The following is a 26,951-nucleotide window of genomic DNA, read 5'->3' as shown; positions in this document are numbered from 1 at the left end:
AATCTCTATATGGTTTCATTTTTTCAAAAATACTACCTTTAACTGCATTCAACAAGCATAGCGGTGTATCCTTTGATTAATCCAGAAAATAACATATACTTTTAATAGATTAATAGGAGGGGATTACGCATGACTGTATACCATAAAATTACCGGAGAAGGATTTCCCATCGTGATGGTCCATGGGTGGACGCTGGATCATCAGGCGATGATGCATGCTATGGAACCGAATTTCAAGAACCGCACCGGATGGAAAAGGATTTACATTGACCTGCCTGGAATGGGAAAATCGAACGCACAACCTTCCATCAAGAATTCAGACGACATGCTGGAAGCTGTTCTTGAATTGATGAACGAACTGATTCCCGATCAACCCTTTATCATTTGCGGGTATTCATTCGGGGGATATATGGCGAGGGGAATCGTAGAGGCGCGACATGATCGAGTACGAGGCTTGATGCTCTTGGCACCTATGGTCATACCTGATGCTGGTAAAAGAGAACTACCTCAGCAAATCGTATTGAAAAAGGATCCTGATTTACTATCGAACCTCTCTCCACTGGAAGCCGAAGCTTTTGCCTCCATGGGTGTGGTTCAAGGAAAAAGGGAATGGGAAAGGTTCAGGGATGACATCCTGCTTCCATCTACTCAAACGAATGAGGAGTTCGCAAACAGGATCAGGGAGAATGGGTATGGCTTCACCTTCGAGCTCTCGCAGAAAATTGCCTATCCAACGTTGATTATAACGGGACGGCAAGACCATGTAGTCGGTTATCAGGATGCGTGGCGATTGATTGAGAACTATCCAAGGGCCACCTTCGCAGTGCTTGATATGGGTGGTCATAATGTGCAGATCGAGCAGGAGGATGTGTTCAATTCTCTCGTGCATAATTGGTTGGACAAGTTGGAATTAGATAGGTTGGATCAGTTGTAAGATCTAAATCGAGACCTTGTAATCGGAGTGGGAATGTTCCATTAACGAGCAGGTTAAAGGGAACACACGAGTGCTGCTCAAACAGCTGCCCTTTTCAAGTAGAGGACAGTTTAGTACAAGGGATAAACTGCTGCTTAGTCATTTACTCAAGTGTAGGTCAATGTGTTTGGTGGGAAAGATGCTTATCCAAAACTTATCAGTAAGGGGGTATTTCAATTGATATATGTAATTAGACATGGACAAACAGATTTGAACAAAGAACGCAAAATGCAAGGGAGAATGGGTTTGCCATTAAATGAATACGGAATCGAACAAGCAAACATATTAGAGAAGAGTTTACAAAATATAGATTTCCATCTTGTATATTCTTCCCCGCAAGAGCGAGCTATCCAAACAGCGGAAGTTGTTTCAGGAAAACATACTGTTTTGGACGATAGATTGAATGTCTTTGATTTGGGGGAAGCGGACAGACTACATATTAACGAAGTAAAAATGGCAGGTCCAGCTCCTGATTCTTCTGTCTACCAAGGAGTCGAAGAACCCAATAAATTTATTACTCGAGTGTTTAGCTTTATGAACGACCTTGAATGTAGCTATGGGAAGAAAGAACTTAATATACTAATATCTGGTCATAGGTGTACCACGGGTTGTATTGGTGCTTTCTTCGAAGGGATACCTTCTGATGGAAACTTATTAAAGTTTTCATCAGATACTGGGGACTATAAAACGTTTACCTTTAAATAATGAGTAACATGTACAATAAAAGAATATTTTGTATAAGGAATTTCGTTGAAGATAACATGTCATGATATAACAAAATAAACTACTTACGGAAGAGGTGAACGCAATATGAATACACCCAAAGAGCGTTTACTTAAGATAATTAATGAAATACCTGAACAAGAAGTGAATAAAATCTTGGACTTCGCAGAGTATCTTAAAATAAAGAGGGAAAAAACCTTATCAGATAACTTAACAAAAGCTAGTGAAAGTAGCCTGGGGTTTTGGGATAATGACACTGATGATAAGGTGTGGAATGATGTATAAACAAGGTGATATAGTTTTATTACCTATTCCTTTCAGTGATTTAACAAATAGAAAGCAACGTCCTGTTCTCGTAATTTCAAGTGATCGTTATAATAAAATAACTGACGATATTGTTGTTATGGCTGTTACATCACAATTAAGGAATTTTGATTATTCAGTGATCATTGAATCAAAAGATTTACCAGATGTGCTCGTTCTGTAAACTCTAGACCTAACTATATCTTTTGAAAGTGTATAAACTTTGTCGGCTCTAATTGCAGATGTAACCTTCAGCTCACCATCTTTTAGAAATTGGAGCAGTTCATAACAGAGTTTTAGAAGAAGTTCGAACAAAAGTTAATGAGTTAATTAAATAACAAGAAAACGGCCAGTGGCACCCAACCACTGGCCGTTTCTCATTTTCACACGTTAAGCAACCGGTCCTTTTCCCTTGCCCTCACCCCATCCAATCCCAATTCTCCCTATCCTCTATATCCATATGCCGAGGAATTCGATCATGAGGAACCTCTCCCTCGTCGTCCAAGTAATAATGCCTGATGGGTTTCAAGTCGTCATCCAATTCATACACGAGTGGGATGCCATTTGGTATGTTGAGACTGACAACCCCGTCATCCGGGATGTGGTCAAGGAATTTCACGAGCGCCCGGAGAGTGTTTCCGTGTGCGGAGATGATGACACGTTTATTGTCCCGGATGCTCGGGACAATCTCCTCGTGCCAATAGACGAGGGCCCTTTTTTCCGTATCGAGGAGACTTTCAGATAATGGCATATTCTCCTTGCCAACGGTGGCGTATCTCGGATCGGATAGGTTGCCGCGATGCCCCTCTTCTGAAATCGCCGGTGGCCGGACATCGGCGGACCGCCTCCATTCATGGACCTGCTCTTCGCCGAATTGCTCCGTCACTTCATCTTTATCCAGTCCCTGCAGACCCCCATAATGCCGCTCATTTAATCTCCATGATTTATACACGGGAATCCAGACCAGATCCATTTCGTGCAGAGCGATCCATAGCGTCCGGATCGCCCTTTTCAAGACCGATGTATGGGCAACATCGAAAATGAACCCGTGTTTCTTCAGGATCGCCCCTGCTTTTCTTGCTTCTGAATAGCCGTCATCGGTTAAATCGACATCCGTCCAACCGGTGAACCTGTTTTCAAGATTATAGAGGCTCTCGCCGTGTCGAAGGAACACAAGCTTCTTCATGTTCATCACTCCAGATCTTTTTTTAAAGTATGTGCATCTCGGAATAGAAATATTGAGTAATTTAGGAAGTATTGTACCAAAATAGGAATAACCAATTTCGAAAGGAGACGATGTAATGTTCAAACAAAACGCTGGAGAAAAATTAATTGATCTCTTGATTGAATGGGGAGTCGACCATATTTACGGGATGCCCGGGGACTCCATCAATTCCATTATAGAACCACTTCGGAAACGACAGGACAAAATCAAATTCATTCAAGTCAGGCATGAGGAAGCAGGGGCACTGGCCGCTGCCGCTTATGCGAAATTAACGGGAAAACTTGGCGTATGCACGGCGATTGCCGGTCCAGGAGCGATCCACCTTCTCAACGGATTGTATGATGCTAAGCTTGATAAAGCTCCGGTGTTGGCCATCACAGGTCAAGTGGAAACGGACCTTTTAGGGACGGACTCCTTTCAAGAAGTGAATCTTGAGCGGATGTTCGACGATGTGGCCGTGTATAATCAACGCATCATGTCTGCTGATCAGCTCCCTGCTGTCGTCAATCAGGCGATCCGGACGGCCTATGCGAAAAAAGGGGTGTCTGTCCTGACCATCCCGGATGACATCCCCCGCTTTGAAGTCGGAAAAGAAGCACGTGTGACGTCCCATTTTTCAGTAAAGCAGAACATTACGCCTCTTCCTGAGGATTTGCAAAGAGCAAAAGAACTCATCGAAGGTGCGGGACGACCGATTATTCTTGGGGGAAAAGGCGTTCACGGTCACCGCGAAACACTATTATCCTTTGCTGAAAAAGTCGGGGCACCCATCGTGTTGACCCTGCCCGGCAAAGGGGTCATTCCTGATAAGCATCCCTATTGCTTGGGAGGTCTCGGCCTAATCGGGACAAAGCCATCGTATGAAGCGATGCAGGAAGCCGATATGCTCATGATGATCGGGACCTCATTCCCGTTCACCGGATTCCTGCCTGACAGTGCCAAAACGATTCATATCGACATTGACCCATCCCAAATCGGGAAGCGCTACCCTGTAGATGTCGGTCTTGCAGGGGACGCCGGCACTTCCCTTAAGTGGCTGACCGAACATGTCGCAAGGAAAGAAGATCGAACATTCCTGGAGAAAAATCAGGAACGCACGAGCAAATGGTGGGATAACTTAGAGTCACAAGAGGAGGATGGATCGGTCCCGCTCAAACCGCAGCGACTGATTCATGCCCTTAAGGAAGTCGCGTCGGACGACGCCATCCTGTCCGTTGACGTCGGAAATGTAACAGTGTGGATGGCACGGCATTTCCCGATCACCAATCAGTCCTTCATCATTTCGAGTTGGCTCGCTACCCTCGGCTGTGGACTTCCGGGTGCCATTGCCGGTCAAATCGCCTATCCTGATCGACAGGTATTTGCGATTTGCGGCGACGGCGGTTTCGCCATGACGATGGCGGACTTCGTCACAGCAGTCAAATATGACTTACCCATCATCGTCGTCATACTAAACAATCATAAGATTGCCATGATCAAGTTCGAACAGGAAGTGATGGGGAATATTGAATTCGGCACCAACCTCCAGAACCCGGACTTCGCTAAATACGCCGAAGCCTGCGGGGGAGTCGGATACCGCGTCGAACGCCCGGAGGACATCCTGCCATCGCTACAAAAAGCAATCCAACAAAAGAAACCATGCATCATCGACGTCGTAGTCGACGCCGACGAAGCACCAATGCCGGCCAAAATCCAATTCTCCCAAGCCGCCGGCTACACCAAACACATGCTCAAACAACTATTCGAAGAAGGGAAATTTGACCTTCCACCACTATAAGAGAGAGGGACGGACCTTGCATAGCAAGGTCCGTCCCTCTTATTGTTTGTCTAAGGCGACGAGGTTGATTTTTGCCATGAAGCCATCAGGTTCTTCTCTTTTCATGATGTTGGCGAATTTTTTTAGGAAGGTTATGTCTTGTGATTTTTCTGTGATGGAAATATTCCCGTCACTGTTGGATAGCTTTTCACCAAATGGACCGATGGCCTCTTGTACATCTTCATCTTGTTTTCTCGGATCAAGGATGATCTCCAGTCTATAGCGTTTGTTTTCATCCGGTCTCGGAATCGTGATTGACTCAATTGTTCCATCCTTCTTCACTTTGACCGTCCCTGAAGATGCGACAGTGTCCAGTGGTTCGACAGCGGTTCGAATGATTTGAAGGGAGGTCGCATCATCGGGATATGGTTTTAATTGAACATCCACGATTGCTCCTTTGGGTAAAGTGGTCTCACTGCGTATAAGGAGAGATTTTTTGAATACCTGCACCTTTGCGTCCAACTTCCAATTTTCACTTGGACTTTGTATAATCTTCTCAACTTTTTGTTCCTCTTTACTTTCATCAAAAACAATGACGCGACATCCGTTCAACAAAGGGAATAAGCATAGAATAAGAATGATTCGTTTATAACGCCAACCTGTCATTTCTTCACCTCAAATGCTTTTACATATCTATATAGATTAGTTTATCTATTCCACACATTTCTGTAAATAAATGTTATTAACGATTTAATAATTAGGTGTCTGGCTCTCACGGGTATGCGCTGAGGGTCAGACACCTTTAATCCAAAAGATGAGGGACGGACCTTGAAATGCAAGGTCCGTCCCTTTATGGAATTGAGGTCCGTCCCTCAGACTACTAACTTCCGGTTTCTCTTTTTCCCCACCAGATAATAAACCAAATACCCTAAAACATTAAACACTCCAAACACAACGATCCATCCAATCGTTAATCGCCTGTTATGATAGGCATTAACCGTTGCCCATATCGTGAACAGTGTGATATAAATCGCCATTCCCGAGAACAAAATGATCGACATCAAATCGCTAATATGTCTTGTTTCCATTTCCACATACCACTGTTTGCCATCCCCGTTTCCGTATGGGAAGAAATCAGCCTGTAGCCATTTTGGACTCCACACTTTTTGTTCGTAACGGTATTCCGGCTTTGCATCTCTTACATAGTCAAATACCATATTAGTATTCTTAACACTGCTTACATCGTAAATTTCAATATTGGCGATTTGATCCGTACCTTCTATTAAGCTATTTATTTTCATTTTCATGTCATCAGAAACGCTGGTTTTATCTTGTAAAATAGTTGAAACCTGTGTAGCTACTTCAGAATTTTCATTAGCATTTTCTTCTTCCAGTGACCAAATATACCCGAACGCAGAAACGGTAAAGAGAAGAACAACAAGTGCAAGATAAAGGACCCATTTAGCGAACGATTTTTGAGCCTTGAAGAGCTGTCCTACAATCGAACGCATTTCCTGCTCCCCACCGAAGCGCTCAATGGCCGTATCAACGGCTTCTTGCTCACGCATTCCTTCAGCTTTAAGTTCGTGAACAGCCTCCAATAAGTGACTTTTCATCTCAGCTTTCAATTCCTGAATCTCTTTTCGATTACCCCCGATATTTTCATAAACAGAATCTACATATGCATCAATCTGTCTCAAGGTTCTCTCCCCCTTCAATAAAGGTATCAATGATTTTCTTTACGAAATGCCACTCTCTGCGCTTTTCTTCAAAGCCCTCTTGGCCTATTGGGGTAAGCGTATAATACTTTCTTCTTCCGCCCGGCCCCTGCTCATCACCCCAGTAAGAAGAGATCCACTGGTTTTTTTCTAGCCTTTTCAATGATAAATAAAGCGTACCTTCTTTTAATTCAAATTGATCTTCACTTTTTTCACGGACCGTTTTTGCCAGCTCATAACCATACATATCCCGGCTATTCAGTAGAGAAAGGATCAATGTATCGATATGCCCTTTTAAGACCTCTTTATTAATTTCCAAATTTTACACCTCTTTACATATTTATATAATATATTACCTAATAATGCAAGGTATTCATTTATATAAAAATCATCCTTATGTGTAAGGATGATTTTTTTAAAATGGGCTATCATTCAGATTTATTTAACAAGCGATGCTCTAAGATTCACACCATACTCCATGTACCCTTTCAAGCATGTTAGCATATATACCCAGCCCTCTTTATTGTCTACTAATTCGTTGATAACATTTTCATTGTCCTCATCGAACCCTTCTTCTTTAACCCCCACAATTGTGCTGCCTGTTTCTTCTTGAATGAAGGATATGGTTACTTTGTGGTTTCCTGCCCACTCGAAGACAATTTTTTTGTGTTCTTCCATTTCTACTATATGTATTTCCCCTTCGGCCCCATACTCTTCATATCTCAACGTAACAGTCTTTCCTTCCTCCCATCGTTCAGAGCTTGAAGAGAACCAGAAGCCTCCTATCTTTTCAGGATCAACAAATGCCTCGAAGATTTCATGTGCCGGCTTTTGGATTTTCATTTGAGAGATGTTATTCATGAGTCATTCACTCGCTTTCAATATATTTAACACTAATTATACCTCAGACTCACCCATTCGAAATCCCTTGATTTCCCAACCCTTAAAATGGTATAATTTTCATATTATTAAGGAAGGGAGTGAGAGAACGCAATGACTAATTTCATGAAGATAACCTTGGAGAATGATATGGATTGCCCTCTCACTCATACGGATACATTGTGAAAATAGAATGAGTATGGCATCATCTGCTTATTATGAAGAACGAAACTTTAGCCACAAGGTTATGTTATATACCTTGTGGCTTTTACTATTTTCGTATCTTACTAGCAAATATCTTCTCCAGTTAATCTTCTCAAATGGATGACCAAACAAAATGAGGAGTTGACTGTTTAATGTTGAAGCTGAAATATCTTTTTAACAACGAAGACCTGGCAGAAATGTTGGTAAGTAATTGGGAATATGATGGACAATCACCTGACCTGTTCAAAACCTACAGGATCTCATCAAATGCTACCTATTCTTATCAATTCAATGGCAAGACGCAGTTTCTCAGATTTGCCCCAACATCAGAGAAGTGTCGGGAAAATCTTCTCGCGGAACTTGATTTTATTTCTTATCTTCGTTCAAAGGAGTATGGCGTATTAGAAGTTGTGGAATCAAAAAGCGGAGAGAAGTTGGTTGAAGTTCAAACACCATGGGGTAAGTACTATGCTACCGTGTTCAAACAGGTACCAGGTGTACCGATTAGCGAGACTGAACTGAATGATCATATTATGTTCAATTATGGAAAATCATTAGGGAAACTCCATCGATTGTCCAGTGAGTACCATCCTGTTCAATCCAAGCGGTGGTCCTTTAGCGATGTTCTCGCTTCCATTGAGTCGGTTCTGATGGATCTTCCTCATGAAACATTAGCGTTAAAGGAAACAAAGTTACTAAAAGATTATTTTAAGTCCCTTCCTAAGACAAAGAGCCATTTTGGATTGATTCATTATGATTTTGAATACGACAATGTCTTCTATGATACAAAATCTCAATATTGTCATGTCATTGATTTTGACGATGCGATGTATCATTGGTATGTGATGGACATTGAGCAGACACTTGATAGTTTGCAAGATTGTATTCCACCTGAAAAGTATCAAGAGAAAAAAGAATGCTTCCTGGATGGATATCGAACCGAATTTGAAATCCAAGATGATATGCTGCCATTACTGTCGGCCTTCAGAAGGTTTGCCGATTTATACGGGTATGTGCGTATTTTGAAGTCAACAGAAGATCAGTGGAACCATGAACCGGAATGGTTAGTAGGCTTAAGAGGAGGGTTAATTGAGGCAATGAAAAATAAATCGAAGTGTTTTGGTAAAGATCTATAAATTAAAACGGGTGTCTGGCTCAATGTGCTGAGGTCAGACACCTTTACACTATTTACTTAAGTTCTCCAACATTCTCTTATGTTCTTGAGCCAGTGTCATTAATCTAAACTCGTTATTATCTAACTGTCTCAGAATTTCTTTGACTTCAATCCGTGCAATATCATATTTCTCCTTAGAGAGAGTTCCACGTTTATACGCCTGCTCCAACTCATCCTCATCCAGTAAATAGATCTCACCTGAAGGCAGTACCACAATATCCAAGTAGAGATCATCCATCCACGGAACACCGTCCTCGACTCCATTTTCCAGGCATATATCTATGTACCACTGAACGATCTCTCCATTTGCATCAAACATGGTAGTGACGGAATGATTTTTTCCCAAAGGAAAGTGCTGTAGCCACATATATCCGTTATCAACGATGCACACTTCTCTGTCTCCGTATTGGGTGATTAAAGGTTCATTCACTTTCACTGTGTTCAACAGAGTGATATACCCTTGGAACTCCTTCGTGTGAAGATGGGTTTGAGCGTATTTCCTTTGTTCTACTCTCTTCCAATCAGCACGGTTTCCGTATTTTCTTTTAAGCATAAATTCATTCCTTTGCTTCATTTAGGCAGATTCAGCTGCCACGAAACCCCATAACGGTCATTCAGCCAGCCAAATTTCTTACTGAATCCATAATCTCCAAGTGGCATGAGAGCTTGACCACCTTCATTCAGTTTCTCATAGATCGTCTCAAGTTCTTCTTCCGTATCGCATGTAAGAAAGATGGAGAAAGAAGGCGTGAAGTCAAACTGATGCTTCACATTACTGTCGATGCACATAAATTCCTGCCCTTTCAAGGTGAAAGTGGCCTGCATCACTGTCCCTTCATCTCCACTTTCGTTTGCTCCATATCGAACAATATTGGTAATGGCTGAATCTTCAATCAGTGATGTGTAAAAGTTCATTGCTTCTTCTGCATTTCGGTTTTGGAACATTAAAAATGGTGTGACCTTGTTCATTGTAAATCTACTCCTTTTACAACTGTTTTCTTAAGTATAGTTGAATAGAAATGGTATTTCTAATCTGGTTTATTAGCCAATCCTAAAAGTTCAGCAACCATATCCGCACTCCCCGGTGTAAACATAAATATAGATAATCCAATCAATGCAGCACCCATTACACCATAGAAAAACACCTTTGGTTTTAGAATTGTTCCCTGCTTAAACGCCTGCAAACCTGCACGGAAAATGAGGAAAAACCCTATAAATAGAATAGCAAAATAATAAACACCCATTACATCACCTCATTCGTATTTTTCAAACCACTAAAAAGAAATGCCCGCAGTCATACTCTTCTAAGTTCATGACGTACTGATAGTTTTCATGCCAATTTCCATTCTCAAGATCATTCTGCAAATGTTCCAGGCAACGGTTCACTTCATCACCCTTTGCAAGTGGAGAAGTCCCTTGTTGAAAGTCCCTGTCTAAATATCGCTCTGGTGTTCTCCAACCTGTAAAGAAGAATTGGTCCACTAAATCATGAGGCAATGGATAGGGAACCATGGTAACAGTACGCTCGATCTGTTCCGCAAGTAATTGGGACAGTTCTTTCACTGGAGGATGGATCCTATACGCATCCTTTAATACTGGTCCGAAATAATCGAACAACCAACATTCATCTTCACATAATCTTGGATCCAAAGTAAAAATGACAATCTTGCCATTCTCCTTTAACACTCTTCTCATTTCCTGAAAACTAAGGGATAAATCGTGAAAATGATGAGAGGCGAGGGTGCAAATGATTCCATCAACAGACGCATCTTCTAATGGAATTTGCTCTGCAGCGCCCTCTTTCCAAGTCAGATTCCTATGCTGCCTGCCCTGGGTCCTCATGATTTCTGAAGGTTCAAGAGCAATGACATGGTATCCCTTATCAGAAAGTTCATAGCTATAATTTCCGGTTCCTGCACCAATGTCTAAGATCGTCGCAGAGGGTTCCAGTTTGAGTTGCTGCAGAATCATTTGAGTAATTCGTGGATCTGCTTTTCTGGTTGTGTTGTAGGTTTTTCCTATTTGATTATAGATTGGCATACATTGACACTCCCCTACAGGATCTATAATATGAACCTGCTGATCATAATATCTATAAGTACATTTGTATCATCTATTTGAATATCAAAGATTCTTTCGAGTAGAATTAATCATTTCTTCATACTGCGTATCCCCCAACCCATACTCTCTAAAATTCTCAAGCATAAGCCATACCAGCTTCTCTGCAGGAACATCCCGATGCTTCAGGATATACATCATCAGTTCACTATCCTTCTCCCGGTAGTTTAAATAAAGCTCAATTCCCTCTTTTAAAGGCTCTAGCACAACGTCCTCAGGCCTCGTTCGATGAATCATTACTAGTTCGTAAAGAGCTGCATACCCTTTCGCTTGGAGAGAGTATTCGCTCACTGGCTTATATTGATGATCCACAAGATGAAGGTCAACCGTCCCTTTATACTCTCTCTGGTCCAGCCAGGCGAGTATCGTCAGCATATTCATTTGACAAAACATATCTTCATCAAACCACAAGGCCATATGGTCCACACTCTCATTAACGAGCGGCTGCAAGGGCTTCTGAGTGATATCAACATATTGATCCCGTGTTACATGATGAACCTTCGAACGCATCTCAATAAACTCATCTGAAAATATGTTTTCGCACGTCTCTCCCCAACACATGGCTTCGTTAAATGGGATCATCTTTTCTGTTTTAAGGAACCCAGTCTCTTTGAAGCGTTTGTACATCTCTGTTCCATTCAGAATATGAAATGTTTGATTAGAAATCATATGACCACCTCCAGGACGAACTTAATCTATTTTTTTACTTCTGCCATTTTCACCGGGAAAAGCCTGTTCAGTTCCAGTAAATCCTCAATAACCACATCAGCCTGAACAAGCTCCTCTTCCCGGGCAAAATCAAAACGACAACCAATGGAAATCAACCCATTGTCCTTCGCCGCATGTATATCCGATAACCGGTCCCCTACCACAGCTCCACTCGTAATCTCGTATTTCTCCACAATATGCCCGACTAAATCTGATTTATTAAGAGATTCAATATGCTGAATACTGAATGTATCCGTTATCCATTGGTCCAGGGCATAATAATCAATAATAGCGTTTAAGTATTCAATTAATCCGTTACTGGCTATGTAAAGGCTGAATCCATTTTCTTTTAAATGGCTAAAAACCTCCTGAACATGAGGATATAGGGCCCCTTTTCCATTCCTTATATTCTGAATTAATCTCTCAAGAAAAAAGGCATCCGTCCTCTCTCTTTCTTCAAGAGAATGGTCAGGCAACAGTGCCTCCCATACCTTTGGCAGAGGAACACCCATAATTTCCCGGTATTTCTCAATCGGGGTTACCTCATCCCACTTGCCTTCTGACCGTAATCGTTCGAACGCATCATCAAGAGAGACTTCTAATATTTTGTCTGTTTGAAAGAGTGTTCCATCCATATCGAAGATCAATGATTGTGTCATTATAAGTGTTCCTTTCTCTTTGTCATCGTGCAAAATCGTTCTGCTCACAACCCAGTAACATTATCAAAAACGGCAGGCTTACCATCCACTAAAACATGAATGACGTCTTGCCCTTTATCTCTTGTTAAATAATAGACATGTTGCTCCACAACATTCTCTTTTGACTCGGAGGTGTTGAACTTGATTGTGACCGTATCATCTTTTGACTGCACATCTGTTTCTACTTCTCCACTTGATTGAAATACGATATATGAACCCTTTTTTCCTTCATCCATCAGCTGGAGTGTGTATTCCGGTTCGATTTTATTTTGTACATCAGCTGGGACAGTTTTCACTTTACTGAAGCTTAATGTTGACGAATCCTTCAATGAACTGCATGCGGTTAATATCGAGAGCACTAAAATGGCTAAGACTATGATCCTCTTCATTCTCACACTTCTCCTCCATAAGAAAACGATTATTTCTCATATGCATTGTTTATTTGATTGAAGTAATCCTTTATATGTTGCCGTTAGCAACACCATGGTAAATAGAAGAAAATAAAATAATTTAGATGTGTTCATAAGGGGTTCATCTAAAGAATAAGCCAGAAAAACACTGGACAGGATGAAAATACAATATGTCCAGAACCAAAGTTTGGCACGCTCCATTTTCTTTTGAAAGTACAGAAGCATTGGTTCAGTAAATGCGAAAATTAATAATACAATTCGCACATATGTGTAGGGCCCATACACGAAGAAACTGATCACGATACCAATCGCAGCAAGGAGATTAATCCAAATAGAAGCTTTTAAATCTTTCATATCAATCCCCCTCTAAATATGTCTGCTTCAATTAACATTTTTTTCTTATCCCTTCATTCCATTCAATTCCAATTATTCCAAAAACTCCTCCAATAAACAATCGGTTTTTAAATCTTTGGTTTACACGATATTCACTATTCCCACTTCTTACCATTCATACTATAATACTATATTGTGACAGGAATATTTTTACACAGAGCAGGTCCTTACATAAAATTTACAAGTTTTTAAGAATAACAGGGAGTGCTCTACAGTAAAATGAATTTTGTGACAGGAGGAAATCCGCCTCAAGACCTAGGCGAATATTAGCCTGGAGGTGGCTGTGATGCAGTCCGTATTACAGTATCTTTAAAAAGAAGGTTAAAAGCCAAATCAGTATTAGGGGGGAAACACATGCAAGCTTTAACCAATTGGGTATTCCGCAATAAGGCAGCCATGACACTATTTATCATCATCACATTGCTTCTCGGCATCATAAGTTATTTCCGTCTGCCTATGGAATTCCTGCCTGAAGCGGATAATCCACAAGTGACCGTCGTCACCCTGGGTCAGGGGTATGACGCAGGCTCCATGACCACGAACATCACAGAACCCGTTGAACAGGCAGTGACATCGATTTCAGGGAAGACATCGATCCTGTCCACGACCGGGGAAGGATATTCCCAGGTGACCATTAACTTCGATTCAAAAAGTGACATGAAGGAAGCCAAGAACAAGGTCGAAGAGGCCATCAAAGGAATCCAGCTTCCTGAAGGAGTCGGACAGCCGCAAATCTCTCAGCTGAACACCTCGATGATCCCGATCAGTCAGGTGTCTGTGACATTTGATGATGGATTGACGAAAAAGAACCTTGATCTCGTCAATGATGAGTTCAAGCCGCTCTTTGAAAATAAGGGCTCCCTCTCTCAGGTAAGCATCGCTGGAGAAAACAGCCCACGGGTCCAAATCAATCTTGATCACGACAAACTGGAGAAGTTACATATTCCGGTCAATGCGGTTATGGGCGTACTGCAAGGGCAGGATGTTTCTGCCTCTGTCGGAAGCACGACGATTGACGGCCAGAAGAGTACGATCAACGTCACGGACAATCTGACTTCCGTAGAAGCCTTGGAGAACTTGCCGGTACCAATGCAAGTCCCGAATGCTCCTGCAGTCAAATTGAAAGACATCGCAAACGTTGAAAAAGTGAAAGCGGAAAACACCATCACCCGTGTAAATGGGAAAGAAGCTTTGGCATTCGTCCTTTTCAAAGAGAGCGATGCCAGTGCCGTTACCGCCGGAGACGATGTGAAAGAAACAGTCGATCAAATCAATAAGGACTATGACGGTGTAGAAGCAACGGCACTGTTTACCACAGGTGATATGGTGGAAAACTCAGTGAACAGCATGGTTCGCGAAGTGGCACTTGGTGCTCTTTTCGCAACCCTTGTCATTCTGTTGTTCCTAAGGAAGTTCAAGCCAACACTGATTACCGTTGTGTCTATTCCATTATCACTCTGTATCACGTTATTCCTGCTCTGGTTATCCGGAGTCACCTTGAACATCCTTACACTGGGAGGGGTCGCAGTAGCGGTCGGTCGACTCGTTGATGACAGCATCGTCGTCGTCGAGAATATTTTCAGGCGAAGCCAAAATGAGAAACTGACCAAACAGAATGTCCTGCTCGCAACAAAGGAAGTTTCCCGTGCGATTACGTCTTCCACTCTCATCACAGTGGCTGTATTCCTGCCGATGGGACTTGTCAACGGATCGTTGAAAGCATTCCTGCTTCCGTTCGGTTTGACTGTTACGTATTCATTGCTCGCATCTCTGCTTGTAGCCGTTACGGTCGTGCCATTATTAAGCCGAGGAATGTTGAAAAATACAACCTTGCCAAAACACAACAAGCCGCACCGCTATGTGAATGTGTTGCGTTGGTCACTCAATCACAAATGGATTCCGATCCTGTTGGCCATTCTTGTATTCGGGGGATCCATTGCTCTTTATATCACGTTACCCAAAGCTGCAACGAGTGCGAATGATGCCTCTTTCGTAGCCGTCTCCATGGAGTTTCCGAGTGATACACCAGAAGACACGATTAAAGAGCGCACCATGGAATTCGAAGAAACGCTATCAGGGTTTAAAGGGTACGATTACTTGATCACCCAGTACGGTGCAAGTGAAGAAAACGCCGAATACGGAGCCGTGAGTGATCCAAACACAGCGGTGTATACCGTCATCATGAAAGAAGGATCCGATGCAGAATCCTTCATCGAAGAAGTGAATGAAACAAAGAAGGATGAAAAAGGTGTGACGATTACAGCTTCACCATCGTCCATCTTCGGAGGCTCATCCAACTCAAGCATCACCTATGATGTTGTCGGAAATGACGCCAATGAACTTCTGACTACTTCCAAAACCATCATGGATAAGATCAAAGATGTAGACGGTGTGAAGAAAGTCTCAAGCAATCAGGAGAAAACGTCACCTGTTTTCACGGTGAACGTCAATACGGAGAAAGCGAATGCCCAGCAAACGGCCATGCAAATCCGTTCCTTATTGAATCCACAGCCGATCGGGGCCATCAACCTGGATGATGTAACGACACCTGTATTTCTGGACGCAGGCGTCAATCCTGAATCAACGTCAGATTTGAAAGACTTGACGATTGCAACAAACTCAGGCATCCAACCTCTTACGGAAGTGGCTTCCATCACGGAAGAAGAAAAACCTAGCACCGTCCTGCATAAAGATGGTGACTTATATGTCCGGATCACGGCAGAAGTAAAGCCTGAAGAGCTTTCGGTCATTTCGAAGAGTATTGATACCGAAATCAAGGACATCGATTTGCCAAAAGGGGTTTCCCTTGATACCGGTGGAGCCGCTGCCCAGCAAGCTGACGACTTCAAGGACCTTGGCATGACGATGCTTGCATCCATCATGATCGTCTACCTGATCATGGTCCTGACCTTTAAGACGTTAAAAGCACCACTCGCGATTCTGATCACGCTGCCACTCGCTTCAATCGGCGCCGTCCTCGGACTGCTCATTGCCAGGGTACCTGCAGACGCAACGGCGCTTATAGGAGCGTTGATGCTGATTGGGATTGTTGTGACAAACGCCATTGTCTTGATTGACCGCGTCAAGCAGAATGAGGAAACGATGATCATTCGTGACGCGATCCTGGAAGCATGCGGCACCCGTCTCCGTCCTGTGGTCATGACTGCAATTGCCACCATCTGTGCCATGCTTCCCCTTCTCTTCGGTCACACGGAAGATGGAAGTCTCGTCTCGAAATCACTTGCTGTTGTGGTGATCGGCGGTCTTGCCGGTGCCACGGTGCTGACACTTGTGGTCGTTCCTGTGTTTTATGAATTGCTGTATTTCAGGAAGTCGAAGCGTCAACGTGCTCAGCAGTTGGAGAGTGAGGAGAAAGTCGCTCAGTAATTTGATAAAGGTGCTTATCCTGCTTTGGATAAGCACCTTTTTTGGTGGGGAAAAGTTTGGATATTGGTTCATTCAGCTGCTGAATGAACCCTTATTATCAGCTGCTGAATATTCGTTGGTTTTCACCTGCTGATTCAACCCAAAAATTCAGCTGCTGATTATCTCCAAATATTCAGCAGCTGAACCCGCAAACCTCAACCATAAAAAAAGCCACACCCCTCAGATGTGGCCCCCCCATCTATATCACTTTGATTCAGAAATCAAATACTTCTCCCTAAACGTCGGACTAAGTTCACTCCACACATCAAACTTATTCCCATCCACATCATAAAAAACAAAATTCCTTCCAGAGTGACCTCGGTCCTCAATCTCTCCAACCTTCATACCGCGATGTAAAAACTCCCCGCGCACATTTTCTAACGCTTCTAACCCATCCACTTCAAATGTTAAAGAAAAGCGTTCATTACCATGGACATCTATAAAGTTAGCACTCTCGTTTTCTTTTGATTTCACAAGAAAGATGCTTTGGTTGGCGAGATTCAAAATCGCCTTATCTTCATCTTTATAGTTTAATTCAGCCTCCAGTTTCGTCACATACCATTCTGAAGACATTTCCACGTCGTGAACTGGTATATACGTGGTTCCGACTCTTATTAATTTTTCGTTCATCGTTGATTCCTCCGAAACATTTGTTATTTTTTCCTGCCGATATAAAGCAAGTGTGATGATACCCCAAGGATATAAGGATCTGTTGCTCTTTCTATAATAAGATCAATGATTTTCCTCACTTCTACTTCCCCTTTTTCTCTCCAGTAATCCCAGTGGGTCTGATTTAGAAGAGCACCTGCATTCGATCCGATGAGGTCAATGGTTTCAAAGCCGTTGACTTCCATAAATGGATTGATGTCTTCTATATCAAAATAATAGGCACCCGTGAAACGTCCTTGATCGGCATGGTTGAAACAGCCTGTTTGGTCGAATTGCAGGATCGCATCCACCTCATCATGGGGCTTCCAGTTGTCAGGAGAGACGAGCGAGGTGAGGATATGCCTGATCCTCGGCATGAAGGCTACAAATACGAGGCCATCCTTTTTGGTCACTCGATTAAGTTCTTTCACGGCCCTTATGCGGTCGCTTTCTTCCTGCAGATGGTACATGGGCCCGAGCATGAGTGAAGAGTCGAACTGCTCATCTTCAAGCATGTGCAGGTCCCTGGCGTCGGCTGCATGAAAACCGTCGAATTGTCCTTCCAGATGAAGTTCGTTTGCTTTACCTTCTGCAATTCCCACTAGTCTTGGTGTTAAATCGGTCAATGTCACTTGATATCCCGCTTTGGCGAGCTCCATTGAATATTTCCCCGGTCCGGCACCATTATCAAGAACAGTCCCCCCAGTAGGCATATGTTTCCGTATATAATGCCAATTCACCTGAAATTCAACTGGTTCACGTTCAAGTCTTCCCCATTCATCATATTGATTGTAATAGTCGATAATAGTACTCAGTTCCTCCACCCACATTCCACTTTTCACCTACTGTATTCGCGGCAATCCATGTCAAATCCTGCCGAATACCCATTTTTTTGAAAAGTATCTTCTTCAGGAGAGAGGATATCCTCTCTCTTCATCGAACTTATGTAAAGACGATTAAATAGAATAGGAGAAGATAAGAAGTGAGAGATCAACTCATCCCGGCCATTATTGCTTTTGTATTAGTCTCGGCATTATCCCCTTTGTTCATTGCACTATTAAGAAAACTGGGCCTCCTGCAGCCCATTCGTAAAGAATTACCTTCCAATCATCAAATAAAAAAGGGTACACCGTTAATGTTTGGGATCATTCTTTTCATCGGAATTATCGTAGCCTTAGTGATCTCACCTACCCCACTGATGTACTTCCTGGCCATCACTTACATCCTATTCAGCTTTATCGGCTTTCTGGATGACTTCTGGAAAGCATCCCGTCAGGATCCCGGCGGTGTATCAAGTAGAACGAAGCTTATCTTCCAATTTCTTTTTACAGGTGCCCTTCTTTACTACTTGATGTATGAAATGGAGATTGATACGACAATTGATGTGTATTATAACCTCTCCATCAACCTTCCAGCTGTGGCATATTTCATTGTGATCACTCTATTTGTGGTGGGTTCTGCAAATGCCATCAATTTCACGGACGGTTTGGATGGGCTATTGGGAGTGGTGGCCATCCCCACCTACTTTTTCTTTTTCATGATTTCAGATACACACGAGGTAAAACTATTTTGTTTAATCATGATCGGCTGCCTACTCGGATTTCTGATTTATAACATCTTTCCGGCCAAGGCTTTCATGGGCGATACGGGGTCACTTGCGATTGGAGGGTCCCTTTCCTTTCTGGCCATCATTGAAAAAGTGGAGATTCTCATTCCCTTATTGTTCTTTATCTACTTTGCTGAACAACTGTCGGTCATTCTGCAGGTGGCTTCATTTAAATCAAGGGGTAAGCGAATCTTCAGAATGACTCCGATTCATTATCACTACGGCTTAAAATACGGCTGGGGGGAAACGACGATTGTGACCGCCTTTGGATTTGTTTCGTGGATTTGTACGTTTATTTGCTTTGCATATTGGAAGTTCGTTCTCTAGTCCTCATAGAAAATGGACGAGCATCAAAGTATCATCCCTTTGATTTTGAAACCTGGTATCGGATGGAAGCAAATATAAAAAGAGGTGCTCTCTCTCTGAGAACACCTCTTTTTTCTTAGTAACACATGTCATCCTCTTCTTCTACCATATCCACCGTTGTTCTTGGACTACAGAAAGAAGCAAGCACTTCCAGTATAACCGGGTGAAGAATTTCAATTTCCAGGCATGCAATGAATTGAATGTGGACCTGTTCCTGGGTGAGGGTTCCTTGTTTTTCCCCACATTTGATATCGATGATGGAGCATTTCACATTCTCAGGATCGATGCCTTCAGGTAAACAAATGGCGATCTTTTTATCAAAGAAGACCGGTGTTTCCATCGTGCAGGTTTCTGCTTCAATTACTCTGGATTGGATGGTCAATTGAAGTGTTGCTTGGCCACGCACCTCCACATATCCCGGTGTCCCTCTTTCAAACCCGATGACCGAACATCCGGCAGGGGTTAACTGACATGGTACCTGTATACCTTCTCCCCTATTCAGGAGTTCATCGACCAGCTCACTACAGCCTTCGGATAACCAAATAGGTTGGGTTGCGTTATGGGTAGCAATCACCCAATCATATACTTTATCTACAGCGATGCATTCAGGTCTCAAATTTGATGGTGGAGGGACTACTTCTCCTAACTGAACATTCAGCACCCGATCCTCACCTTCTTGCAGAGTGATACTCACCTCTTTCACCGGGTATCCCGGTGCTGTGAACCTGATGATGAAATTACCAGGCGGGAGTCCTAACAAGATATAGAATCCATTCGGATCGGTTAACGTTGAGCGAATGGCCACCTGTGATCCAATCGGAAAGATTTGAACCAGCACCTGAGAAATCGGTGCCCCCGTTTGGATATCTGTTACATATCCCCTGACGCTTGCAGGATTGCCTTCCAGCAGAAAGTTGAGGGTCCTTGTGGTTCCCCTGATGAGCGTGACCGTTTGGAACTGACTTTGATAGCCTCTCGCTCTCACAACAATGACCACTTCTCCTCCAGGGAGCCCCGAAAGCGTATAGTTCCCATCCATGTCCGTCAGCGTCACCCCCAGTAACCGTCCATCGGTTGTAAAGGCTTGGATAAGGGCATTATCTATGGCTGTCAGAGTGCCAGCATCTCTGACATTTCCTGTTATCGTGGAAGGGTTTGATTCCAATGCTGCATTTAGAACCGCCGATTCCCCTGGACTAAGGGTGATAGGGATTGTCTGGCTTACATATCCCTCTGCGGAGAATATGACATTGTAATCACCTGCAGGAAGCCCGGTCAGAATATACCTTCCCTCTTGATCGGTTAATGTTGATGCCACAACAATTCCTGATCCACTGATGACAGTTACGACAGCGGCACCGAGAATTGGCGTTCCCGTCCCGGCATCCGTAACCGTGCCTGTCAGCGTGGCAGGCTGACGTCCAAGTTCTACATCGAGAGTCCTCGTTTCTCCATTCGTCAGGAAAATCCTGAATACTTCACTCGTATAACCCTCTGCAGAGAACACCACCCGATACTCACGGGGCTCAAGGCCCGTAATCAAGTAATTCCCAGAGCTATCGGTGAGGACAGAAGCTACCGGCAGTGTCGTCCCAACCCTGAATACTTGAACCAGTGCTGCTTGAATAGGTTGATTGTTGGCTCTATCCCGAACGGTTCCCTTAAGAACCGCTTGTAGGTTCGAAAGACTGAAGTTAACAATTTCCGTTTCACCTGGTGACAACGTCACAACCGCTATTTGATCTCCAAATCCATCCGCGCTTGCTATGGCCGTATATTGACCTGCTGCTAACCCGGTAATCACATAGGCTCCATTTTCATCAGTCAGAGTGCTGGTAATAAACACACCGTCTGAGTTAAAGATCCTTACGAGTGCCCCTGGGATTCCAGTCGCAGTTTGTGCATTGAAGACGGTACCTGTCATTCCAGCAGGATTTGGTTCTAAGGCTGCATTCACCGTTTCTGTCCCATTCGGGGTAAGGATGACCGGGATGATTACTGTTCCATAGCCGTCTGCTGAAATGACCACATTGTAATTGCCGGTTGGCAAGTTGCCGATGGAATACGTTCCATCACTCGACGTCAAGGCGCTTGCAACAACGATATCTGTATTTGGCATCACCACTTTGACAAGTGCTCCACTGATCGGATTCATAGTAACGGCATCTAGTATCGTCCCTTGAATCGTTGCAGGAAACGGCGTAAGGGCAATATCAAGTACCTCAGCTTGACCAGGTGCCAAGAAGACATTATTTACATTGATGGCGTATCCTTCAAGTTGGGCAATGACGTCAAACGCTCCCTGAGGCAAACCTTCTATCAAATAATCACCGTTTTCATCCGTAAGGACCCTCCTCACTAATATACCTGTGCCACTTGCATAAACTTCAATGATGACTCCTGTCAAAGGAGAAGCTGTAACGGCATCCACTACATTCCCACTGAGTGTGGCAGGGTTAGCCAGGAGATTGAAGTCCAGTATGGTGGTGGTGTTGGGTTGAATATTTACCTGTTGGAGCAATGCCTGATAACCCGTATTGATCGCCGCAACGGTATAGCTTCCTTCTGCCAGACCAGGAATGACATACTCCCCGTTCACATCCGTGTGTGCTGTGCCGATAACGGTACCCTGACTGTCAATGACCCTGACCAGGGTGTCCGATAAAGGTAGCAGGGTTTGCGCATCCCTGACCGTCCCCGTTAATGAACCGGGATTCGGCGTGAGAAGAATTTCAACATTGGTGACTCCTCCGCTCGTGACTTCCGCCGAAACAGCAGATGCCCCGTAACTCGGACTGCTTCCCACCAGTACATACACCAAAGGAGAAAGAGTCGTCGTCTGAAAGAATCCGCTCGAATCGGTGATGGTGGTGAAAATGATCGGACCGGTTCCGGAAAGTTCACGGACGACTACAGTGGCTCCAGCTATTGGAGCAAGCGTAATCGAGTCCCTTACGAATCCTTGAACGATTCCAGGGTTCGGCTTCAATGCAAAGCTCAAAAAGCTGGTTTGATCAGATATGACGATCGCTCCCGCTGTCTCCGGACCAAATTCGGCTGCATTGGCCACGACAGTATACACTCCAGGAGTGACACCGGCAAACGTATACTCCCCATTTTGGTTGGATAATGTGGTTTGGACGAGTACATTCGTGACATCGTAAAGTTGGATGACGGCGTTTGAGATGGGATTTCCATTTGCAAGATTGGTAATGAAACCTTGAATCTGTCCAGGATTTGGAGAAAGATTGAGTTCAGCAAAGAGAATGTCTCCAGGTCCCCCGATAACAGACTTCGTATCTGTCCCGAATGTGGCTGCATCCGCTGTAATATTCAGTGTACCTACCGGCAAAGAAGTGAAGGTGACATTTCCGTTCGCATCCGTAATACCGGTGGCAATCGTGATATTGTTGGAATGCCGAATGGTGACGGTCGATCCTTCTATAGGAGTCGAAGTATTCTGAATCAATACCTGCACGGAAAGGGTCACAGGATTTGCTGCTAGCACGTTGGTAACGGTTGTGGTTTGATTGGATTGAATGATCGCCGATACGGTGGACGACGAATAATTCGGGGCTGTAGCTGTAACGAAATACGTCCCTGGTGCAAGTGAAGGCACTGAATATGTCCCATCAGAGTTCGCAAAGAAACTGACAACGAGCACATTATTTTCGTTAAACACAGAGATTTGAATGTTGTTACCTGTAATTGGATTTCCGTTTGTATCTTCCACATTTCCTGTAAGCGTACCAGGATTCTCATTTAAAGCCAGATTCGCTATCGTCGATGAGTCACTTTGGACGATGGCTCCGATTTGTTCTGTCGTAAAATCCACTTTCGAGGCCGAGACGATATAAGATCCGGGAGCCAGCCCACTGACAGAATAGTTACCGAAAACGGATGTCGTTGTCGTTGCTACGGGGATTTGGGAGATCCCATCGATAATGACTACCGTGGCCCCGGGAATGGCATCGCCAGTTGTCAGATTGGTGATCTGCCCATTGATACTTCCGGGATTCGGAACCAATGAAATATTGACGCCGGTTAAATCTTCCCCCACTCCCAGACTGATTCCGGTGATCACCTGTCCAAATCCAGGTGCATTGGCCACCACGGTAAAAGAGCCACTTGGTAAATTTCCTATTACATAATGACCCGATGCGTCCGTGAATCCGGTCCCAATCAAGATATTGTTTTGATCGAACACCTGAATGATGGCGTTTCCGATTGGAGTTCCTACATTATCGGTTACAAATCCTGATATAGATCCCGGATTTGGGGTAAGTGTTATGGCAACCGAAGAGGTTTGATTGGCAAGAACAGAAACCCCTGCCTGAGCCGTGGAATAATTGGGAGCTGATGCAGACACTGTATAGGTGCCTGGGGTCAAGTTTGTAAAAGAGAAAGTCCCGTCTTGATTGGCGACTGTAGAATCGATCAGGACATTGTTTACATCTCTTAACTGAATGATTGTGTTTGGCACGATAGGAGAAACGGTTCCTGTAATCGCTCCAGGGTTGGGTAGCAATGAAACCGAGACGGGTGTTGTCTGACCTGATGAAACGAGAGCACCGACTGTAGCGTTCTGGAAATTGGCAGCGAACACGTTCACTGTATAATTATCAGGTGCCAGTCCTTCTACCATGAATAATCCATTTGAATCCGTCAGTACCGTCGTAATCAGACTACCGGAACTGTTGACAATATTCACGCTAGCCCCCGCGATAGGATTGCCTCCCGGACTGTCCACAACGGTTCCCGTTATCCTTCCTGGATCAGGCTCCAAGGCAATACTGCCATCGACCGTTTGGTTGGATGAAACCTGTACAGTTGCAGCGTTAGTCTGGAAATTGAGTGCTGATACAACCACCGTATATACTCCCGGTGCTAACCCATTCACGGCATATTGACCGTTATTGTCGGTTAGAGCTGTTGCGATAACGGCTCCACTGGAGTCCACCACTCTCACCTGAACGTTTGCACCAATGATAGGCGTTCCCGTTTGAGCATTCGTTACGTTCCCTGCAATGGATCCTGGATCGGATGCCAAATTAAAGTTCACAACGCTCGTCGCATTGGACGCAATTGTCACCCCTTGAGTGGCTGCCTGATAATTGGTAGCGGCAGCGATGACAATATAATTTCCCGGAGCAAGGTTCTGAACCGTATAGGACCCATCAGGTGCCGTCACAGTCGTAGCAACGATGATGCCCGTTCCCGTGCTGATTTGCACGGTGACACTTCCACCTGCAATCGGATTGCTATTGGTATCCCTGACAAAACCGGTCAATGTACCGGGGTTTTCATTTAATGTGACATTTAGCGTTGTCGTTTGGCCACTTTCAATCATGGCAGCAACTGTTTCAGTAGTGTAATTTGGTGCACTCACAACCACAGAATAACTTCCAGGAGGGAGGCCGGGTACCATATATTGCCCATTTGCATCTGTCACGACCATACTGATTTGGATATTGTTCTGAAATACCGTGACGGTTGCTCCGGGAATCGCTGCACTATTAGGGTCCTGAATGGTACCAACCAGCGCACCCGCAAGCCTGGATAACCCAGCATCAACAATGGTGACTGTATTCGATACGACGATGGCACCGAGAGTTCGAGTCGCATAACCATTCGCTGTAAATATGAGAGAATAAGAACCGGGAGTGAGACTGGTGAAGGAGTATTGCCCACTTCCATTCGTTGTGGTACTCGCTACAACCACATTCTGACTATTGATTGCCTGAACGGAAGCACCGGATATCGCCGTCATGGTGTCAGCGTCAATGACCGTCCCTTGAATAGATCCTGGATTCGGGTCGAGGAAGAGGTTCGTAATGGTGGTATTTCCGGCGGTGACAATCGAAGAGACCGTCGTGGAACTATAGTTAGCAGCAAAGGACCTGACCTGATACGTTCCAGGTGCTAAATTATTGAAGGTATATTGACCACTTCCATCAGCCGTGGTCGTAGCAATGAGCACCCCATTGGAGTCCAAGAGCTCTAAATTGGCAAATGGGATTGTGTTAGTAGTAGCAGCATCACGGACTGTACCGGATATTGCACCGGGATTTGCAAGAAGCGTGAAATTGACCACAGACGCCTGGTTCGGTTCTGTCATCACCGCTTTTGTCTGAGATTGAAATCCTGTGGCCACAACAGATACGTTATAGAGTCCAGGTGTCACATTAGTGAAGGAATAATTACCGGCTATGTTGGTGGTTGTGGTATCCACCACCGTACCGGCATTATTCAGAAGCTGGACGGTCGCATTATTGATGGCACCACCATTCGAAACGTTACCTGTTATGGTACTTGGCTGAGGTACGAGGGCAATATTGCCGGTTGTCGAAGTTCCTGCCGTCGCCGTCACATTCACGCTTCCTGTCACGTAATTGGTTAATGAAGCCTGAACCGTATAGTTTCCAGGCACGACATTGGTAAACGAATAAAAGCCGCTTGTATTCGTTTGTGTGGTGGCAATGACGCTCATTCCCTGCAGAAGCGAAACGGTAGCGTTCGGGAGTACCAACCCGGTTGTTTGATCCGTGATGGTCCCATTGACCGTAGCGCTCTGTTGAACGGTGATCGTCACCACGGAAGTGTTGGATTGAATGGGGTTACCCGACGATGAATCTACACCTGATGCCTGTACCCGATCCAAGTTTCTCGATCCGCTGGTTGTATAGGCACCGCTCAGAGAGAATGTTAGGGTAGCGGTGGCACCCGGATTCAGGTTTCCGACATTCCACGTCAGTAGTTTAGTAGCTGAGTTATACGTGGTGAGCCCTTGGGATGTGGAATTCACGACAAATCCGGTAACCTGATCCGGCCCGATGATGTCATCGAGAAAGACCGTCGTAGCTTGTGAAAGACCCGTATTCGTCACAGTTACGGTACCTGTCCACGTTGCCTGCTGACCAAGAAGAACCGTTTGTGGTCCGGAATTTCTTACCTTGTTGGTCGAAAGCCTGGCCCTGATATCGGCCTGACTTGGCGTGACGGGGTCACTTAATGCATTCGCAAAGGAAAATCCTTCACTCGTCCTTAAAGAATCTTTGTTGTAGTTGTTTGCGTTTGCTGATGTAAAATAAATGGCACGGATGGCTGTTGATTCATTTATGCCCAAAAGGGAGAATACCGTGCTTGCTGGAAGGAACCATTCCAGGAAAAAATCCTGATCGCCTCCGATGCTTGAATCTGCAGGCGTCACCCGGGCATAATCAAAATTGGTGATGGGCTGGGAGAAGTTTGGGTTCCCTCCTCCAGTCCCTTCCGCAGGGTCATTCCACGAATTGACCAATTTCACCGTATTTTGAATCAAACTCACTCGGTTATTCAATCCATTCACGTTAAAAAGCCAATCGTATGTCCCGGCAACACCGGTTGTATTAATTAAAACCCCCCATGCGAAATTTCTGAAACCTGTTAATTGATTGTTCCGGGGATCCCCGTTCAGTCTTAATCGGAAATATACATTCGTCCCGTCGTACGCAAAGAAACCTGCAGGAAAAGTTGAATTCCCTACAATGTCTGTTGAAACGGGACTTTCATCTCCTAAGACATCAAATACGGGTGTCCCCCCCACTATAACAGGGGTATACTGTGAATTACTGGGAAATGCCAC

24 protein-coding genes are annotated in these 26,951 nt (G+C 44.2%); 8 read left to right on the top strand and 16 right to left on the bottom strand.

Going from position 1 to position 26,951, the window contains the following annotated elements:
* The first annotated feature begins 129 nt into the window (after window positions 1-129).
* The 4 genes from ACSQ2E_RS06860 to ACSQ2E_RS06845 all read left to right on the top strand — a co-directional run bounded on the left by ACSQ2E_RS06860 (window position 130) and on the right by ACSQ2E_RS06845 (window position 2,182).
* Window positions 130-933, top strand: coding sequence for an alpha/beta fold hydrolase (locus tag ACSQ2E_RS06860; RefSeq protein WP_435989866.1), 804 nt, complete (start codon window positions 130-132; stop codon window positions 931-933).
* Window positions 934-1,149: 216 nt separating this feature from the next.
* Window positions 1,150-1,677 carry a histidine phosphatase family protein gene (locus tag ACSQ2E_RS06855; RefSeq protein ID WP_435989865.1) on the top strand — a complete coding sequence of 176 codons (528 nt, stop codon included), beginning with the start codon at window positions 1,150-1,152 and terminating at the stop codon, window positions 1,675-1,677.
* A gap of 105 nt (window positions 1,678-1,782) precedes the next feature.
* Window positions 1,783-1,980, top strand: a complete 198-nt coding sequence (locus ACSQ2E_RS06850; protein WP_435989864.1) for a DUF2281 domain-containing protein — start codon at window positions 1,783-1,785, stop codon at window positions 1,978-1,980.
* Window positions 1,970-2,182, top strand: coding sequence for a type II toxin-antitoxin system PemK/MazF family toxin (locus ACSQ2E_RS06845; RefSeq protein ID WP_435989863.1), 213 nt, complete (start codon window positions 1,970-1,972; stop codon window positions 2,180-2,182). The genes ACSQ2E_RS06850 and ACSQ2E_RS06845 overlap by 11 nt, the downstream gene beginning before the upstream one ends.
* Before the next feature lie 234 nt (window positions 2,183-2,416).
* On the opposite strand, the gene gpmA is transcribed toward ACSQ2E_RS06845, so the two are convergent.
* Complete coding sequence (gene gpmA / locus ACSQ2E_RS06840; RefSeq protein WP_435989862.1) at window positions 2,417-3,184, bottom strand: 2,3-diphosphoglycerate-dependent phosphoglycerate mutase; 768 nt, start codon at window positions 3,182-3,184, stop codon at window positions 2,417-2,419.
* 115 nt (window positions 3,185-3,299) lie between these two features.
* Between gpmA and ACSQ2E_RS06835 the strand changes: the two genes are divergently transcribed.
* The gene (locus tag ACSQ2E_RS06835) at window positions 3,300-5,000 is read left to right on the top strand and encodes a pyruvate oxidase (RefSeq protein WP_435989861.1); all 1,701 of its coding nucleotides are present in this window, start codon (window positions 3,300-3,302) and stop codon (window positions 4,998-5,000) included.
* Between the two features lie 39 nt (window positions 5,001-5,039).
* On the opposite strand, the gene ACSQ2E_RS06830 is transcribed toward ACSQ2E_RS06835, so the two are convergent.
* From ACSQ2E_RS06830 to ACSQ2E_RS06815, 4 genes are all read right to left on the bottom strand, one after another.
* The gene (locus ACSQ2E_RS06830; RefSeq protein ID WP_435989860.1) at window positions 5,040-5,645 is read right to left on the bottom strand and encodes a hypothetical protein; all 606 of its coding nucleotides are present in this window, start codon (window positions 5,643-5,645) and stop codon (window positions 5,040-5,042) included.
* Between the two features lie 206 nt (window positions 5,646-5,851).
* Window positions 5,852-6,679 (bottom strand): permease prefix domain 1-containing protein, encoded by an 828-nt coding sequence (locus ACSQ2E_RS06825; RefSeq protein WP_435989859.1) that lies wholly within the window; start codon window positions 6,677-6,679, stop codon window positions 5,852-5,854.
* On the bottom strand, window positions 6,666-7,016 hold the full coding sequence (locus tag ACSQ2E_RS06820; protein ID WP_435989858.1) for a PadR family transcriptional regulator: 351 nt from the start codon (window positions 7,014-7,016) through the stop codon (window positions 6,666-6,668). Before ACSQ2E_RS06820 ends, ACSQ2E_RS06825 begins: the two co-directional genes overlap by 14 nt.
* Before the next feature lie 119 nt (window positions 7,017-7,135).
* Window positions 7,136-7,540 (bottom strand): SRPBCC family protein, encoded by a 405-nt coding sequence (locus ACSQ2E_RS06815; RefSeq protein WP_435989857.1) that lies wholly within the window; start codon window positions 7,538-7,540, stop codon window positions 7,136-7,138.
* Window positions 7,541-7,932: 392 nt separating this feature from the next.
* Here ACSQ2E_RS06815 and ACSQ2E_RS06810 point away from each other — a divergent pair, with 392 nt between their 5' ends.
* On the top strand, window positions 7,933-8,916 hold the full coding sequence (locus ACSQ2E_RS06810; protein ID WP_435989856.1) for a phosphotransferase enzyme family protein: 984 nt from the start codon (window positions 7,933-7,935) through the stop codon (window positions 8,914-8,916).
* Between the two features lie 48 nt (window positions 8,917-8,964).
* Here the strand turns inward: ACSQ2E_RS06810 and ACSQ2E_RS06805 are convergent, their stop codons facing one another.
* The 8 genes from ACSQ2E_RS06805 to ACSQ2E_RS06770 all read right to left on the bottom strand — a co-directional run bounded on the left by ACSQ2E_RS06805 (window position 8,965) and on the right by ACSQ2E_RS06770 (window position 13,242).
* The gene (locus ACSQ2E_RS06805) at window positions 8,965-9,507 is read right to left on the bottom strand and encodes a DUF402 domain-containing protein (protein ID WP_435989855.1); all 543 of its coding nucleotides are present in this window, start codon (window positions 9,505-9,507) and stop codon (window positions 8,965-8,967) included.
* 17 nt (window positions 9,508-9,524) lie between these two features.
* Window positions 9,525-9,923 carry a VOC family protein gene (locus ACSQ2E_RS06800; RefSeq protein ID WP_435989854.1) on the bottom strand — a complete coding sequence of 133 codons (399 nt, stop codon included), beginning with the start codon at window positions 9,921-9,923 and terminating at the stop codon, window positions 9,525-9,527.
* A gap of 59 nt (window positions 9,924-9,982) precedes the next feature.
* Window positions 9,983-10,198 carry a hypothetical protein gene (locus tag ACSQ2E_RS06795; RefSeq protein ID WP_435989853.1) on the bottom strand — a complete coding sequence of 72 codons (216 nt, stop codon included), beginning with the start codon at window positions 10,196-10,198 and terminating at the stop codon, window positions 9,983-9,985.
* Window positions 10,199-10,220: 22 nt separating this feature from the next.
* On the bottom strand, window positions 10,221-10,994 hold the full coding sequence (locus tag ACSQ2E_RS06790; protein WP_435989852.1) for a class I SAM-dependent methyltransferase: 774 nt from the start codon (window positions 10,992-10,994) through the stop codon (window positions 10,221-10,223).
* Window positions 10,995-11,078: 84 nt separating this feature from the next.
* On the bottom strand, window positions 11,079-11,741 hold the full coding sequence (locus ACSQ2E_RS06785) for an AraC family transcriptional regulator (RefSeq protein ID WP_435989851.1): 663 nt from the start codon (window positions 11,739-11,741) through the stop codon (window positions 11,079-11,081).
* 26 nt (window positions 11,742-11,767) lie between these two features.
* Window positions 11,768-12,439, bottom strand: coding sequence for an HAD hydrolase-like protein (locus ACSQ2E_RS06780; RefSeq protein WP_435989850.1), 672 nt, complete (start codon window positions 12,437-12,439; stop codon window positions 11,768-11,770).
* Between the two features lie 44 nt (window positions 12,440-12,483).
* Window positions 12,484-12,867, bottom strand: coding sequence for a hypothetical protein (locus tag ACSQ2E_RS06775; protein WP_435989849.1), 384 nt, complete (start codon window positions 12,865-12,867; stop codon window positions 12,484-12,486).
* Window positions 12,868-12,903: 36 nt separating this feature from the next.
* Window positions 12,904-13,242 carry a hypothetical protein gene (locus ACSQ2E_RS06770; RefSeq protein WP_435989848.1) on the bottom strand — a complete coding sequence of 113 codons (339 nt, stop codon included), beginning with the start codon at window positions 13,240-13,242 and terminating at the stop codon, window positions 12,904-12,906.
* 393 nt (window positions 13,243-13,635) lie between these two features.
* On the opposite strand from ACSQ2E_RS06770, the gene ACSQ2E_RS06765 reads away from it, so the two are divergent.
* Window positions 13,636-16,668 carry an efflux RND transporter permease subunit gene (locus ACSQ2E_RS06765; RefSeq protein WP_435989847.1) on the top strand — a complete coding sequence of 1,011 codons (3,033 nt, stop codon included), beginning with the start codon at window positions 13,636-13,638 and terminating at the stop codon, window positions 16,666-16,668.
* A gap of 243 nt (window positions 16,669-16,911) precedes the next feature.
* Here the strand turns inward: ACSQ2E_RS06765 and ACSQ2E_RS06760 are convergent, their stop codons facing one another.
* Complete coding sequence (locus tag ACSQ2E_RS06760) at window positions 16,912-17,337, bottom strand: VOC family protein (RefSeq protein WP_435989846.1); 426 nt, start codon at window positions 17,335-17,337, stop codon at window positions 16,912-16,914.
* Between the two features lie 23 nt (window positions 17,338-17,360).
* A complete protein-coding gene (locus tag ACSQ2E_RS06755; protein WP_435994435.1) occupies window positions 17,361-18,170 on the bottom strand; it encodes a class I SAM-dependent methyltransferase in 810 nt (269 codons plus the stop codon).
* A gap of 167 nt (window positions 18,171-18,337) precedes the next feature.
* On the opposite strand from ACSQ2E_RS06755, the gene mraY reads away from it, so the two are divergent.
* On the top strand, window positions 18,338-19,288 hold the full coding sequence (mraY, locus tag ACSQ2E_RS06750; protein ID WP_435989845.1) for a phospho-N-acetylmuramoyl-pentapeptide-transferase: 951 nt from the start codon (window positions 18,338-18,340) through the stop codon (window positions 19,286-19,288).
* A 115-nt stretch (window positions 19,289-19,403) separates the two neighbouring features.
* Here mraY and ACSQ2E_RS06745 read toward each other — a convergent pair whose 3' ends face one another.
* Window positions 19,404-26,951, bottom strand: a complete 7,548-nt coding sequence (locus ACSQ2E_RS06745) for a carboxypeptidase regulatory-like domain-containing protein (protein WP_435989844.1) — start codon at window positions 26,949-26,951, stop codon at window positions 19,404-19,406.

Source organism: Rossellomorea sp. LjRoot5, from assembly GCF_964253455.1.
Classification (GTDB): Bacteria; Bacillota; Bacilli; order Bacillales; family Bacillaceae_B; genus Rossellomorea.
Note: the sequence above shows the minus strand (reverse complement) of the source record. Positions and strands in the feature narration are given on the sequence as shown.

Coding starts and splice junctions, on each gene's coding strand:
- ACSQ2E_RS06810 (WP_435989856.1), top strand. CDS start 7,933: ATGTTGAAGCTGAAATATCTTTTTAACAACGAAGACCTGGCAGAAATG.
- gpmA (WP_435989862.1), bottom strand. CDS start 3,184: ATGAAGAAGCTTGTGTTCCTTCGACACGGCGAGAGCCTCTATAATCTT.
- ACSQ2E_RS06815 (WP_435989857.1), bottom strand. CDS start 7,540: ATGAAAATCCAAAAGCCGGCACATGAAATCTTCGAGGCATTTGTTGAT.
- ACSQ2E_RS06860 (WP_435989866.1), top strand. CDS start 130: ATGACTGTATACCATAAAATTACCGGAGAAGGATTTCCCATCGTGATG.
- ACSQ2E_RS06800 (WP_435989854.1), bottom strand. CDS start 9,923: ATGAACAAGGTCACACCATTTTTAATGTTCCAAAACCGAAATGCAGAA.
- ACSQ2E_RS06795 (WP_435989853.1), bottom strand. CDS start 10,198: ATGGGTGTTTATTATTTTGCTATTCTATTTATAGGGTTTTTCCTCATT.
- ACSQ2E_RS06775 (WP_435989849.1), bottom strand. CDS start 12,867: ATGAAGAGGATCATAGTCTTAGCCATTTTAGTGCTCTCGATATTAACC.
- ACSQ2E_RS06760 (WP_435989846.1), bottom strand. CDS start 17,337: ATGAACGAAAAATTAATAAGAGTCGGAACCACGTATATACCAGTTCAC.
- ACSQ2E_RS06780 (WP_435989850.1), bottom strand. CDS start 12,439: ATGACACAATCATTGATCTTCGATATGGATGGAACACTCTTTCAAACA.
- ACSQ2E_RS06835 (WP_435989861.1), top strand. CDS start 3,300: ATGTTCAAACAAAACGCTGGAGAAAAATTAATTGATCTCTTGATTGAA.
- ACSQ2E_RS06765 (WP_435989847.1), top strand. CDS start 13,636: ATGCAAGCTTTAACCAATTGGGTATTCCGCAATAAGGCAGCCATGACA.
- ACSQ2E_RS06805 (WP_435989855.1), bottom strand. CDS start 9,507: ATGCTTAAAAGAAAATACGGAAACCGTGCTGATTGGAAGAGAGTAGAA.
- ACSQ2E_RS06785 (WP_435989851.1), bottom strand. CDS start 11,741: ATGATTTCTAATCAAACATTTCATATTCTGAATGGAACAGAGATGTAC.
- ACSQ2E_RS06845 (WP_435989863.1), top strand. CDS start 1,970: ATGATGTATAAACAAGGTGATATAGTTTTATTACCTATTCCTTTCAGT.
- ACSQ2E_RS06770 (WP_435989848.1), bottom strand. CDS start 13,242: ATGAAAGATTTAAAAGCTTCTATTTGGATTAATCTCCTTGCTGCGATT.
- ACSQ2E_RS06790 (WP_435989852.1), bottom strand. CDS start 10,994: ATGCCAATCTATAATCAAATAGGAAAAACCTACAACACAACCAGAAAA.
- ACSQ2E_RS06850 (WP_435989864.1), top strand. CDS start 1,783: ATGAATACACCCAAAGAGCGTTTACTTAAGATAATTAATGAAATACCT.
- ACSQ2E_RS06830 (WP_435989860.1), bottom strand. CDS start 5,645: ATGACAGGTTGGCGTTATAAACGAATCATTCTTATTCTATGCTTATTC.